General features: G+C 73.2%; 11 protein-coding genes. All 11 read right to left on the bottom strand.

Annotation, left to right across the window (positions count from 1 at the left end):
* Window positions 1-15: 15 nt before the first annotated feature.
* Entirely contained in the window at window positions 16-2,433 is a 2,418-nt protein-coding gene (locus D6B71_RS17145; RefSeq protein WP_164519719.1) for a SpoIIE family protein phosphatase, read from the bottom strand.
* Window positions 2,434-2,634: 201 nt separating this feature from the next.
* Window positions 2,635-4,272: an alpha-amylase family protein gene (locus D6B71_RS17140; protein WP_420846336.1), complete on the bottom strand. Its 1,638-nt coding sequence runs from the start codon at window positions 4,270-4,272 to the stop codon at window positions 2,635-2,637.
* A 268-nt stretch (window positions 4,273-4,540) separates the two neighbouring features.
* The gene (locus tag D6B71_RS17135) at window positions 4,541-5,545 is read right to left on the bottom strand and encodes an aldo/keto reductase (RefSeq protein WP_121257296.1); all 1,005 of its coding nucleotides are present in this window, start codon (window positions 5,543-5,545) and stop codon (window positions 4,541-4,543) included.
* A 111-nt stretch (window positions 5,546-5,656) separates the two neighbouring features.
* On the bottom strand, window positions 5,657-6,520 hold the full coding sequence (locus tag D6B71_RS17130; RefSeq protein WP_164519718.1) for a glycerophosphodiester phosphodiesterase: 864 nt from the start codon (window positions 6,518-6,520) through the stop codon (window positions 5,657-5,659).
* Between the two features lie 132 nt (window positions 6,521-6,652).
* Complete coding sequence (locus D6B71_RS17125) at window positions 6,653-7,024, bottom strand: response regulator (RefSeq protein WP_240641513.1); 372 nt, start codon at window positions 7,022-7,024, stop codon at window positions 6,653-6,655.
* Between the two features lie 107 nt (window positions 7,025-7,131).
* Window positions 7,132-7,686: a hypothetical protein gene (locus D6B71_RS17120; RefSeq protein WP_121257290.1), complete on the bottom strand. Its 555-nt coding sequence runs from the start codon at window positions 7,684-7,686 to the stop codon at window positions 7,132-7,134.
* The gene (locus tag D6B71_RS17115) at window positions 7,679-8,209 is read right to left on the bottom strand and encodes a pyruvoyl-dependent arginine decarboxylase (RefSeq protein WP_121257288.1); all 531 of its coding nucleotides are present in this window, start codon (window positions 8,207-8,209) and stop codon (window positions 7,679-7,681) included. The genes D6B71_RS17120 and D6B71_RS17115 overlap by 8 nt, the downstream gene beginning before the upstream one ends.
* Window positions 8,210-8,244: 35 nt before the next feature.
* On the bottom strand, window positions 8,245-10,344 hold the full coding sequence (locus tag D6B71_RS17110) for a sensor histidine kinase (protein ID WP_121257286.1): 2,100 nt from the start codon (window positions 10,342-10,344) through the stop codon (window positions 8,245-8,247).
* Between the two features lie 85 nt (window positions 10,345-10,429).
* Entirely contained in the window at window positions 10,430-11,251 is an 822-nt protein-coding gene (locus tag D6B71_RS17105; protein WP_121257285.1) for a sulfite exporter TauE/SafE family protein, read from the bottom strand.
* Window positions 11,252-11,255: 4 nt separating this feature from the next.
* The gene (locus tag D6B71_RS17100) at window positions 11,256-12,659 is read right to left on the bottom strand and encodes an MBL fold metallo-hydrolase (RefSeq protein WP_121257283.1); all 1,404 of its coding nucleotides are present in this window, start codon (window positions 12,657-12,659) and stop codon (window positions 11,256-11,258) included.
* A complete protein-coding gene (locus tag D6B71_RS17095) occupies window positions 12,656-12,994 on the bottom strand; it encodes a rhodanese-like domain-containing protein (protein WP_121257281.1) in 339 nt (112 codons plus the stop codon). Before D6B71_RS17095 ends, D6B71_RS17100 begins: the two co-directional genes overlap by 4 nt.
* Window positions 12,995-13,052 lie beyond the last annotated feature (58 nt).

Genomic DNA, 13,052 nt, shown 5'->3' with positions numbered 1-13,052 from the left:
GGGCGGGGCCGGGGGTCAGCCGGCACCGGCTCGCACCGCCAGCAACGCCACGTCGTCCTCCGACGGCCCCGGGAGCATGTGTGCGAGGACCCGGTCGCACAGCTCCTCCAGGCCGAGGCCGAGCGGACCCAACTCGCGCAGCAGCTGGCCGAGTCGGGCCATCCCCTCGTCGACCGGCTGACCGCGGCGCTCGACCAGCCCGTCGGTGTAGAGCAGTACGGCGGTGCCTGGCGGCAGGTCGAGTGCGGTCTCCGCCCGGGGCGTAGCCGGGTCCAGCCCGAGCAGCAGGTCGGCCTGGGGGAGCGCCAGCGAAGTCACCTCGCCGGAGGGGTGGATCGCGAACGGTGGCGGGTGGCCGGCGTTCGCCCACCGCAGCCGCACCGGCTCCGACGTCTCGCCGGGCGGCTGGTCGGGGAGCAGCGGACCGTCGAACTCGACTCGGGCCACGATCGCTGTCGCCGTCGTGTCGACCTGCAACGTGGCCATCACCTGGTCGACGCCGCGCAGCACCGCGGCCGGTCCCTCGCCGGTGTGCGCCGCGATCCCACGCAGCAGTCCCCGCACCTGGCCCATCGCCGCGGCGGCCGCCGTGTCGTGGCCGACGACGTCGCCGATCACCAGCATCGTGGCGCCGCGGCCCTGGTGGAACGCGTCGTACCAGTCGCCACCCACCTGGGCCGCCTGGGCGGCCGGCTCGTATCGCACCGCGATCTGCAACCGCTCGCTCTCGGGCGGCGCGGTGAGCATGCTGCGCTGCAGCCCCTCCGCGAGGTCGCGCTGCTCGGCGTACAGCCGGGAGTTGTCGAGCGAGAGAGCGGCGCGTCGGGCCACCTCGCGCAGGGTGTCGACGTCGCCGGCGGAGAAGGGTGCCCGGCTGCCGTCCCGGAACGCGCTGAGCAGGCCGACCGTCCGCCCCCGAGCGCGCAGCTGCACGACCGCGAGCGACTCGGGGGCCAGCCGCAGGCACAGGTCGCGGGCCTCGCCGGGCAACAGCACCTCGGCGATCGCCGTGGCGGCGCCGCTGGTGACCAGGACGGGTTCGGTCTGGCGCATCCCGCGGGCGAGGAAGGACTGCTCGGTCAGCGCGTCCAGGCGCAGCGCGGCATAGCGCTCGACGAGCGGCCGCAGCCGCGGGTCGGCGTGATGCCACCCGACGTCGTGCAGCCGCCGGCGCCAGTCGCCGCCCCGGTCCTCCCCGGCCACGGTCACCAGCGCCCAGTCCGCGAGCGCCGGGACCACGAGCTCGGCCAGCTGGCCCACCGCCTCCTCGACCTCGAGAGTGCCGGACAGCGCCGTGCTCACCTCGGCGAGCAGCTGGTTGCGTCGCGACGTGCGGTCCAGTGACTCCTGGACCAGTCGGCGTTGGGTGATGTCGACGAAGTAGACCGCCAGGCCGTCGGGGGAGGGCCAGGCACGCAGCTCGAACCAGCCGTCGAGCGGCGCCGGGTAGTAGGCGTCGAAGGTCAAGGGCTCGCCGGTCTCGGCGGCGCGGCGGAAGGAGCGCTCGAAGTCGCTGCCGACAGCTGCGGGGAACAGCTCCCACACCGACCCACCGACCAGGTCGCCGCGGGTGGCTCCCAGCAGCCGCTCCGCCTCGGCGTTGACGTAGCTGAACCGCCAGTCGGGGGTCAGCTGATAGAACGCCGTCGGCATCGACTCCAGGACCCGGGCGACCCGGGCCTCTCCCTCCTGGACGGCGGTGGTGTCGTACGCCGCACCGAGCAGCCGGACGGCCTTCCCGTCCGGCCCGGGCAGGCCGCGCCCGCGGGCGGCCACCCAGCGCATGCTTCCGTCCGGCCGCAGCACTCGGTACTCCGCGGTGTAGTCGCCGCAGGTCGACACGGCCTGCTGCGCGGCCGCGATGACCCGGGGCAGGTCCTCGGGGTGGACCAGCTCGTAGAACGCCTCGATGTTCCCGCTGAACCGGGACCGGTCGGTGCCGAAGATCTCCAGCAGCCGGTCGTCCCAGAGCAGGGACCCGGTGGTCAGGTCCCAGTCGAAGGCCCCGACCTCGGCGGCGTCGACCGCCAGCTGCCACCGCAGCCGCTCGCCCTCCAGGTCGGCCGCTGCCGAGGCGAGCCGCAGATCGGCCGAGACCAACTCGGCGACCTGCTCCAGGAAGCGGAGCCGTCGCGGCTCCCAATGCCCCGGAGACGCGGCGGTGGCCGCGAGGGCACCGGGGACGCGGCCGCCGTGACGCAGCGGCACCGCGGCGACCGCGCCGCCGGTCTGCGTCCCGAGGACCACGGGCTCGTCGGCGAGCACCGACTCTGCCGCCGCGGAGGCGAGGGCCCGGATCTCGGGAGCGGCGTCCGGGTCGAGCGCCGCCGAGCGGTCATCGGTGACCAGCCACACTCGGGCCTCGTCGGCGCCGGTCACCTCGGCCGCGAGTCGCACGCCGCGCTGCGCGACGTGGTTCTCCGGAAGCGGCACCACGGTGATCCCCGATGGGGGGCTCGAGACACGACCCTCCGCGGAGTCGACCGCTGGTTGGCGCCCCTGGTTGCTCACGGCGTCCTCCACGGCGCTCCCGACGAAACGGGCGAGTCCCGCTGCGCCGCAGACCGCACGCCCGTCGGCAGAAGCGTTTCACATCCCGGGCCTACCCGCAGTCGCTCCGGCACAACCGCGCCCTTACGGGTGGTCGACCACCCACCACGCGGCGTACGGCGGCAGCCACACCGTGCCGTCCGGGTCGGGGTCGACCCGGTGCCCGGCCAACGCGTTCCACGGGTCGACCAGACCGGCGGCCTCCAGCCGGGCGGCGGGGAACGGCCGCGGCTCCTCGGTGACGTTGTAGAGCCCGACCAGCGGACCGCTGGGATGCCGGCGCACCACGGCCAGCACGCCGTCGTCGGTGTCGGGAAGCACCTCGACCGGGGCTCCGGCGTGCAGTTGGGGGAGCCCCGCCCGGACCCGGATCAGGTGCGCGAGCGCGCCGAACACCTGGCCGGGCACCGTGCTCGGGTCGTGGCGCTGCGCGACCAGGGCGGCGTCCAGGCGCGGCCGTCCCGCCCACCGGTTGTCGCCGGCATGTCCGGGCTCGTCGGCCCAGTGTGCATCGTTCGGCAGCCCCAGCTCGTCGCCGCTCCACAGCACCGGGATGCCGCCCCAGCCGGCCACGATCGCGTGGGCGAGGACCAGCCGGGCCAGCCCCAGTTCCGGATCGTGGGGCAGGCCGACCAGCGAGGCCGCGGTGCCGCTGATCCGCCGGTCGCCGGTCGCCGGGTTGTGCTGGAAGACCAACCCGTCGGCCCAGGTGCCGGGGAACGAGCCGGCGTACCAGTCGGAGAGGAACCGGCGGTGCCCGTCGCCGCTGAGGCCGACCGCGGCGGCATCGCCGTCGTCGATGGCCCAGCCGATGTCGTCGTGGCAGCGCACGTAGGTGATCCAGGTGCTGGACGCCGGCACCGGGGGCAGCGCCGCCAGGGCGTGCCGGGCCAGCACGGTGTTGCGGGCCGCCAGCATCGACCACACCTGCACCATCAGGCTGTTGTGGTAGGCCAGGTCGCTGACCCGGCCCGCGTGCCGGCCGGTGCCCAGGTAGGCCACCAGGTCGCGCGGCCCGACGATCGCCTCCGCCTTGAACGCCAGGGCGGGGGCGGCGATGCGGGCCACGGTGCGCAGCAGTTGGGTCACCGCGTGCACCTCCGGCTGGTTCTGGCAGTCGGTGCCCATCCGCTTCCAGACGAACGCGATCGCGTCGAGCCGCAGCACCTCCACACCCAGGTTGGCCATGTCGAGCACCAGGCTCGCGAACTCCAGCAGCACCTGGGGGTTGGCCCAGTTGAGGTCCCACTGCCAGGAGTTGAACGTGGTCCACACCCAGCCGGCCAGGTCGTCGTCCCAGGTGAAGTTGCCCGGTGCGAAGTCGGGGAACACCTCCGGCAGCGTGCGCTCGTAGGAGTCGGGCTGCTCGCGGTCGTCGAAGACCAGGAAGTAGTCGCGGTACGTCGGGTCGCCGGCGCGGGCGCGCACGGCCCAGTCGTGCTCCCGGGCCACGTGGTTGAGCACCAGGTCGAGGACGAGGCTGATGCCGTGCTGGCGCAGGGTGCCGGCGAGGCGGCGCAGGTCGCGCAGCGAGCCGAGGTCGGGTCGGACCCGGCGATAGTCGGCGACGGCGTATCCGCCGTCGTTGTCGCCGGGACGAGGCAGTGCGAGCGGCATCAGGTGCAGGTAGGTGACGCCGAGCTCCTGCAGGTAGTCGATCCGTTCGCCGACGCCGTCGAGGTCGCCGGCGAACCGCTCGGTGTAGCAGGCGTAGCCGGCCATGTCGGGCTGTTGCAGCCAGTCCGGTGTGAGGAGCCGCCGCCGGTCGAGCAGCTGCAGGTCCTCGGGGCGCGCGGCGTACGCCGCCGCCGCGAGCTCGACCAGCCGGCCCACGAGGACCTCGGGGTCGGGGTAGAGCTCGCCGGCGGCCGCCTGCAGGTCGGGCCACCACCGGTCGAGCCGCAGGGCGAAGTCGGCGCGGCGGTCGCGGCTGAGCGCCGCGAGGTGGCGCGCGGCGGTGTCGTGGACTGCCCGAGGTGCGGTCACCGGCTCACCAGCGGCCGTGGATGGCCTCGCGGAAGTAGCGGTCGTAGACCGCCCGGACGCCGTCGAGCAGCTCGGGGGCGAGTGCCGGCAGCTCACCGGCAGCGGCGTTGGCCCGGGCCTGGTCGACGTTGCGGGCACCGGGGATCACCGTGGTCACGCCCGGCTGCTGGACCACCCAGGCCAGGGCCACCTGGGCGGGCGTCGCCCCCTCGGGGCCGTGCTCGGCGACCAGACGGGAGAACTCGCGGGCGGCCTCGACGCCGGACCGGTAGTCGACCCCCGAGAACGTCTCGCCGACGTCGAAGGCGCTGCCGTCGCGGTTGTAGGTGCGGTGGTCGTCGGCCGCGAACGTCGTGTGCTCGTCGTACCTGCCGCTGAGCAGCCCCGAGGCGAGCGGCACCCGGGCGATGATGCCGACGCCGGCCTCGGCGGCCGCCGGCAGCACGGCGTCGAGGGGCTTGAGGCGGAAGGCGTTCAAGATGATCTGAATGCTGGCGACGTGGGGCCGCGAGATCGCGCTGAGCGCCTGGTCGGCGGTCTCGACACTCACGCCGTAGGCGGCGATGACGCCCTCCTCGACGAGCGCGTCGAGGGCGTCGTAGGTGGCGTCGGCGTCGATCGTGGCGCTCGGCGGGCAGTGCAGCTGCACCAGGTCGAGGGTGTCGACGCCGAGGTTGCGGCGCGACCGGTCGGTCCAGGCGCGGAAGTTGTCCATCACGTAGTTGGCGGGCACCTGCTCGGCTCGGCGACCCATCTTGGTGGCGACGGTGATGCCGTCGTGCTCCTTCAGGAAGGCGCCGATGACGCGCTCGCTGCGGCCGTCGCCGTAGACGTCGGCGGTGTCGAAGAAGCTCACCCCCGCCTCGACGCTCGCGGCCAGCACCGCGGTGGCGTCGGACTCGGTGACCTCGCCCCAGTCGGCACCCAGCTGCCAGGTGCCGAGCCCGACCACCGAGGCGTCGTGGCTGACGCGCCCTCGCGACGGCGTGATCAGCGTGCGGTGCTCCATGGGGGTCCTTCCGGTCGAGAGTGGGCCGGCGGTGGCCGGTCTCCTCGATCATCCTCCAGCCCTGGTGAGGGCAGAGGCCCGGGTGGGCCGGAGGGCAGGGCTCAGCGAGGCTCAGGCGAGCACCCGGCGGCAACGGGCCGGGTGGTTGGTGATGATGCCGTCGACGCCGTGCCGGGCGGCGCGCCGCATCGCCAGCGGTCGGTCCACGGTCCAGACGAAGGTGCGCAGCCCGTGGTCGTGGATGCGGGTCACCGCGGCGCGGTCGACGACGGTCGCGGCGGGGTTGAGATAGGCCGCCCAACTGGCGGTCTCGCGCACCAGCGCCGGCGTCGGGGGCAGGGCCACCAGCGCCCCGACCGGGACCTCCGGCACGGCCTCGGCGAACCGCCGCAGCCAGCGGTGCGAGAAGCACTGCACCACCGTTCGGCCGCGGGCGACGGCGGAGCGGAGCGCGGGCACGGTGCGCAACTCCGCCGCGAGGTCAGCTGCGAGCCCGGGGTAGAGCTCGGGCCGCTTGGCCTCCAGCAGCATGCCGGCTCGCCCGCCCACGGCCGCGGCCCACTCCGTCAGGGTCGGGACCGGCTCGCGCGAGTGGGCGGGGCCGAACCACGATCCGGCGTCGACCCGCCGCACCTCGGCGAGGGTGAGGTCGGCGATGGCCCAGGGGGCGCGGCCCGGCAGCACCCGGGCGGCGTCGGTGGTCCGGGCGAGGGTGGCGTCGTGGTGAACGACGATGGCGCCGTCGCGGGTGCGGTGCAGGTCGTTCTCGATCAGGTCCGCACCCTGGGCGAGGGCCAGTCGCACCGCGGCCACGGTGTTCTCGGGGGCCTCGCCGGAGGCCCCGCGGTGCGCGACGACGGCGAGCCGGGTCGTGACGGCCGACAGCGTGCCGGTGGCCGTTCGGCGGGTGTGCGGGGAGGTGAGGGGCGAGGGAGTCGGTGGGAGGGCGGGTGCGAGAGCCGGTGAGATGGGCAAGGCGACCGTCCGATGCGTCGGAGCCACCCCGGTGGGTGGCCGGGCACCTCCGACGGTGGGCGGGCGACGTCAACGGCGGGTGACCGGGACGCCACCCACAGGTGTCGGGTGGCGGTCGATCCGGCCCGGGTGCTAGGGCCAGCCGAGGATCCGGCTCACCTCGGTCGCGAGCGTCATCGGGTCGAACGGCTTGGAGATCACGCCCGCCACGTCGAGGTCGTCCCACACCTGACGGTCCCCGACCTGCACCTTCGCGGTCAGCAGCACCACGGGAATCTCTCGGGTGCGCTCGTCGGCGCGCAGCAGCCGGAAGGTCGCGGGCCCGTCGAGGCCGGGCATCATCACGTCGAGCAGCACGGCGTCCGGCAGGTGCTCGAGCGCCAGCTCGAACCCCTCCTGCCCGCCGCTGGCCGCGAGCACGTTCCAGCCGCCGATCGCCTCGAGTGCGATCTGGGTGATCTCACGGACGTCGTCGTCGTCGTCGACCACCAGCACGCTGGGCACCACCGAGCACTTCCCTTCCCGGCGCCCTCCCTGACGCCGGACCTGCATGCTAGGGGTCGGCCGGCCGCGCTCGCTGATCGGCGGCCACCCGTCGGCCCCCGGCGGGCCTAGCCGAGCTCGTGGACGCCGGCGAAGTAGGTCTGGGTGTCGACCACGCCGACCTCGAGACCGGGCAGGTCGCCCAGCATCTTCGCCACGATCGGGCCCAGCCCCAGGATCTCGTTGTTGTAGTGGCACATGTCCCACGCGCAGACGCCGCGGACCGTGTGGACCTCGTCGATGACCGCGTCGATCATCGCGGTGAAGACGCTGCTCTGCTGGTGCTCGCGCTCGACCAGCGTGAACCCGAGGTAGTAGACGATGCCGCGCGCGGTGTGCTCGGGGTAGTGGTGGGCGAAGTAGGCCGGGCTGATCCACGGCACCGTCGCGAGGTCCTTGGTGAGCGTGGTCAGCCCGATCGGCCGGTCGCCGTCCCAGGCGACGTACTTCATCACCCGGGGGTCGTGGATCTCCTCGAGGAACTCGTGGCGGTGCAGCAGCTGGCGGGCGACCGCCCGGGTCTCCAGGTCCTTGAAGGTGTCGTAGTAGAGGTCGTAGTAGCGCTCGGCGGTCACCTCGTCGAGGTCGGACTCGACGGTGACCCGGATCGACTGCTCAGACATCGCTCTCCCCCCTGTCGACGTTCCAGCCTTCCACCTCGTACGCAGCCAGCACCAGCGCGCACACCGGCTGCTCCTCGCAGCGGGCGTGGGACACCGCCGTCTGCACCTCGCCGTAGCCGCCGCCTCGGTTGCGGCACATGTCGGCGAGGCTGGACTCGATCAGGTCACGCAGGACCTCCTCGGTCGCGGCGTGGTGCTCCACGAACAGGCCCTTGCCGTTCTCGGCGTCCACGACCCAGCCGATCCCGGCCCAGACCTCGTCACCGGGGACAGCGGCCTGGGCGGACGACATCACGCAGTAGAGCCGGTCGCCGTGGGTGCCGGCCAGCGGCTCGGTCGTGAGCCGCACCGTGCTGTGCGGGGGGATCACCGAGGACAGGGGGATCAGGTTGAAGTTCGCGACTCCCGCCGCGAGGAGTGCGGTGTCGAACGCCGACAGGGGCGTGGTGCCGCTGCCGGTGGCTGCGCGCACCGTGATGTCGACACCTCGGGGCAGGTCGAGATGGTGGCCGGGGGCGGGCATGGCGGGGCGGTGCTCCTTCGTTCGGGGATGTCGGTTCAGTGCGGGGCCGGGCCGTGCCCGCTGGCGGGCAGAGTGAAGGTGACGGTCGTGCCGCTGCCGAGCTCGCTCTCGGCCCAGATCCGGCCGCCGTGCCGTTGGACGATCTCACGGCTGATCGCGAGACCGAGACCGGTGCCCCCCTTCTGACGGGCGTCGGAGGAGTCGACCTGCTGGAACCGCTCGAAGACCGACTCCAGTTTGTCCGACGGGATGCCACGGCCCTGGTCGCACACGCGGAAGGTGACCTCCGTCTCGTGCAGGCGGGCCTCGACCGTCACCTCGCCGCCCTCGTCCGAGTACTTGATCGCATTGTTGAGCAGGTTGGTGAGCGTCTGCACGATGCGGTCCCGGTCGGCGACGACGCGCCCGGAGCTCGGGGCGGCCACCAGCCGCACCCCACGGTCGCGGGCGAAGCCCTGCATCTCGGTGACCGAGCCGGTCACCAGGTCGGCTGCCTCGTGCTGGTGCAGGTCGAGGGGGCGGTTGCCGCCCTCGATCCGTTCGAGGTCCAGCAGGTCGTTGATCAGCCGGGTGAGACGCTCGCTGCTCTCGAGCGCGATCGACACCAGCGACTCGCCACGTTCGTTGAGGGCGCCGAACCGACCGCTGGCAATGAGCCCGAGCGATCCTCGAATCGAGGTCAGCGGGGTCCGCAGCTCATGGCTGACGACCGAGAGGAACTCGTTCTTCATCCGGTCGATCTCACGGCGCTGGGTGACGTCGCGGAAGACCACGACCGCGCCACGGACCTGGTGGTCGTCGAGCAGGGGGCTGGCGGTGATCTCGACCGGGAACGGCTGCCGATCACGACGCAGGTAGGTGTCCTCCTCGGCGTTGGCAGACAGCCCCTGGGTGATGGCCTCGGCGATGTAGCAACCCTCGAACGGGTACGCCGTGCCGTCGGGTGCGGGGGCGTGGAACTCCTCGTGCGCGTGACGACCGAGCAGCTCGTCGGCGCGGTAGCCCAGGGCCGCTGCTCCGGAGGGGTTGACGAAGGTGATCCGACCGTCGGCGTCGACGCCGTAGATGCCGTCGCCGACCGACGCGAGCAGCACCTCGTTCTGCCGGGCCAGCCGCCTCAGGTCGTCGGTCTGGGCGCGCACCTGGCGCTCCAACCCGCGGCGCAGCGTGGCGTTGTCGTAGCTGAGCAGGATCTGCCGGGTGGCGACCGCGAGCACCAGCACCAGCCACAGCCCGCCTTGGGTGAGGGTGAAGCTGCGGCTGGCGACCAGCTGGACGGACGCGGCGAACAGCAGGACGCTGTAGACCAGTGCGGTGTCGACCGTGCGTGAGGTGACGTCGGTGGCTACGGGCTGGCGCTGGGGGACGCTGGGGTACCAGGAGGCGAGGCCGATCAGCAGGTAGCCGGCCATCCAGCCGAGGTCGACGACCGTGCCGAACTCGAAACTCGCCTGCGCCACCTGAACCGCGAACGCGAGGTCGGTCACGGCGTACATCACGAACCCGCTAGCGACCAGAACCAACGGTGGTCGGTCCGTTCCCGAGCTGCGCAGGACCAGCAGGAGCGCCACCGTGGCGAGCACGACGTCGAGGGGCGGGAAGAGCAGTGACGTGTAGCGGGTGGGGCCGTCGAAGTCGCTGACGGAGTCGAGCACCTCGCCATAGACGAGCACGATCGTGGAGGAGAGCACGGCCATGCCCATGACGAGCGCGTCGAGCCCGATGAGCATCAGGTCGAACCGGCGCCGCCGCGCGGTCGGGAACTGGATCAGTGAGGCGATGGCGAGCAGCTGCGCGGAGATGATCAGCAGGTCGGACACCAGGCTGGGGTGGTCGACCGGGTCCGACCCCGCGGCTGCGGTCCAGACGTTGGAGAGCATGGCCACCGCGCCGGCCACGACGATCAGCAGCCAGGCGCGTCGACGGCGTCCGCTGGTCACCCGGGCGCGCAGCAGGCAGCCCACGATGCCGGCCGCTGGGACGGCGAGGAGTCCGGCGAGACTCGCGGCCTCCGCGATGCCGGCGGACCAGGCGGGGAAGTAGAGCAGCGCCAAGACCACACAACCGAGCCCGTAGGCGATCAGTGCGGTGTGGAAGTGACGTCGCTGCACCGCGAGCGACGTCGTGGTGCTCATGGACGGCGACGCTATCAGTCGGGGGGATCCGTCGCGGCAGCGCGATGCCGCTGGTGGAGGCGTGCGACTTTACCGCTCAACCGAATCAGACCAGCGCCGGCAGCGCCTGGCTGGCGGTGTAGGCGGCCACCCCCAGCACCAGGGCCGTGAACGCGGCGGCGAGCCGTCGGCTGTCGGTGCGTGCCGCCAGCCGGGTGCCGAGCACCGCCGCTGCCGCGGAGGCCGCGGTGAGCAGCAGCACGAGCGGCCAGTCGGGGGCCACGCCCGAGCCGGCGCGGACGGTGAGGGCGGCCGCGCTGGTCAGCGAGATCGCCACCAGCGAGGTGCCCGCGGCGTACGCCATCGGCAGCGAGAGAGCCACCACGAGGGCCGGCACCACCAGGAACCCGCCGCCCACGCCGAGGAACCCGGTCAGCAGGCCGACTGCGGTGGCGGTCACCAGCACCTTGAGGGCGCGGGGGCACTGACAGGCGAAGGTGGGCCGGAACGTGATGATCGGATCGTCGAACTGAGGTGGTGGTTGGTCACCTCCGGGACGGTTGCGCCCGCGCAGCTGGCGCACCGCCATCACCAGGCCGACCACGAGCATCAGGACCGCGAACGCACCCAATAGCACGTCGTCGCCGACCCGGGCGGCGGCTCTGGCGCCGGCGGCGGCCCCAGCGACGCCGACCCCGCCGAAGACCAGCCCCCGGCCGACGAGCACGCGGCCGCGGCGGTGGGCTGAGACCGCGCCGATCAGCGAGGTCACGCCCACCACGACGAGCGAGCCCGTGGTGGCCTGCGAGGGGGACTGGTCGAGCAGGTAGACCAGGACGGGAACGGCCAGGATCGAGCCGCCGCCACCGAGCGCGCCGAGGCTGAGCCCGATCAGGAGCCCGGCCGCGACGGCCAGGATGACGGACACGGAGTCAGGCCGCCTGCCGCACCATGTCGAGCCCGGACTTCTCGGCGTCCTCGAACTCGTCGTCGATGGCGACGACCCGGTGGCCGGCCGCGTCGAGCAGCGAGGCGGCGATCGAGGCCCGGTAGCCGGAGGCGCAGTGCACCCACACCTCGCCCTGCGGCACCTCGTCGAGGCGGTCGAGCAGCTCGTGCAGGGCGATGTGGAGGGCGTCGTCGATGTGCGTGTCGTCGTACTCCTCGGCGCGGCGCACGTCGAGCACGGTCACCGGGCGGTGATGGCGCACCTGCGCCAGCTCGGTGAACGTGGCGGTCGGGAACGAGGTCGGCGCCTGGTCGGACCAGTCCTCGGGGCCGCCGGTGGCGTGCGCGGCGGGGCGGTCGATGCCGATTCGCACCAGCTCGCGCTGGGCCTCGGCGACGTCCTCGGCGGTGGCGCCGAGGAGCGTGACAGGAGTGCCCCACGGGATCAGCCAGCCCAGATAGGTGGAGAACGAGCCGTCGAGCCCGAAGTTGAGGGTGCCGGCGGCGTGGCCGGCGGCGAAGGCCGTGCGGTTGCGCAGGTCGACCACCCACTCGCCGGCCTCGATCCGCTGCCGCAACTCGGCGGCGTCGGCGCGCTGCGGGGGGCTGAGGTCGGGTGCGCCCGGCCCCGCTGCGTTGGCCGGGGCCATGTGGGCGTAGTAGGCGGGCCAGGCGCCCAGGCCGTCGAGCAGCTCCCGGACGTAGGTCTCCTCGTCCTGGGTCAGTGCCGGGTTCGCCCGCCGCTCCTCACCGATCGTCGAGGAGGTCGCCTCGGACTGCGTGGCCGAGCAGAAGGAGCCGAAGCCGTGGGTGGGGAAGACCTCGGCGTCGTCGGGGAGCAGGTCGGCCAGCCGGTGCGCGGAGGCGTGCTGGTGGCGCACCAGAGCATCGGTGTGGTCGGGCCCGAGCAGGTCGGGCCGGCCCGTCGAGCCGTAGAGCAGCGAGCCGCCCGAGAAGACCCCGATGGTGCCCTCCTCGTCCGCCTGCGCGCGATCGGTGAGCGTGTAGGACAGGTGGGTGAACGTGTGCCCGGGGGTCGCGACCGCCGTCACCTGCATCCGGACGCCGACGGCGACGGTGTCACCGTCGCGCACCGGGGTGCGGTCGAAGGCCACGTCGTCCTCGGCGTTGACGAGGTAGGCGGCGCCGGTGGCCCGGGCCAGGGCCAGTCCGCCGGTGACGTAGTCGTTGTGGATGTGGGTCTCGAAGACGTGGGTCAGCCGGACGTCGTGCTCCTCGAGCAGGGCGAGCACCCGGTCGATGTCGCGCTGTGGGTCGACGACGAACGCGACGGTGCCGTCGTGGACGAGGTAGCTGCGGTCGCCGAGCGACGGGGTCTCGAGCGGCACGACGGTCAGGCCGTCGACCCGCTGCGTCGGGGCGTTCATGCGCGCCCGCTCTCGACCGGGCGACCGGACCGGATCCAGGCGGTGGTGCCTCCGGCGACCGAGGTGGCGGAGAAGCCCTGCGCGCCGAGGAAGTCCGCCACGGCGAGGCTGCGGTTGCCGCTGGCGCAGATCACGTAGACCGGGCGCCCGCGGTCGAGCTCGTCGAGACGGGCGGCGAGCTGGCTCATCGGGATGAACTGGACGCCGGGCACGTGCGCCTCGACGTACTCCATCGGCTCGCGCACGTCGAGGACGGTGGCCGTGTCGCTCTCGAGCACCGACGCGGCGCTCGCGACGTCCACCTCGCGGGGCAGGGTCTGGTTGGTCGGGTGCATGCGGTTGCCTTCCTGCGGCCGACGGCCGCGCGGGTACTCGCTGGCGGTATCCCCCTGG

Source organism: Nocardioides ferulae, from assembly GCF_003660455.1.
Lineage (GTDB): Bacteria > Actinomycetota > Actinomycetes > Propionibacteriales > Nocardioidaceae > Nocardioides > Nocardioides ferulae.
This window is presented reverse-complemented; position numbering and strand designations above follow the sequence as displayed.

Excerpts from the sequence above, each read along its gene's own strand:
- D6B71_RS17140 (WP_420846336.1), bottom strand. The coding sequence starts at position 4,272 with ATGGCCGGCTACGCCTGCTACACCGAGCGGTTCGCCGGCGACCTCGAC.
- D6B71_RS17135 (WP_121257296.1), bottom strand. The coding sequence starts at position 5,545 with ATGGAGCACCGCACGCTGATCACGCCGTCGCGAGGGCGCGTCAGCCAC.
- D6B71_RS17120 (WP_121257290.1), bottom strand. The coding sequence starts at position 7,686 with ATGTCTGAGCAGTCGATCCGGGTCACCGTCGAGTCCGACCTCGACGAG.
- D6B71_RS17115 (WP_121257288.1), bottom strand. The coding sequence starts at position 8,209 with ATGCCCGCCCCCGGCCACCATCTCGACCTGCCCCGAGGTGTCGACATC.
- D6B71_RS17110 (WP_121257286.1), bottom strand. The coding sequence starts at position 10,344 with ATGAGCACCACGACGTCGCTCGCGGTGCAGCGACGTCACTTCCACACC.
- D6B71_RS17100 (WP_121257283.1), bottom strand. The coding sequence starts at position 12,659 with ATGAACGCCCCGACGCAGCGGGTCGACGGCCTGACCGTCGTGCCGCTC.
- D6B71_RS17095 (WP_121257281.1), bottom strand. The coding sequence starts at position 12,994 with ATGCACCCGACCAACCAGACCCTGCCCCGCGAGGTGGACGTCGCGAGC.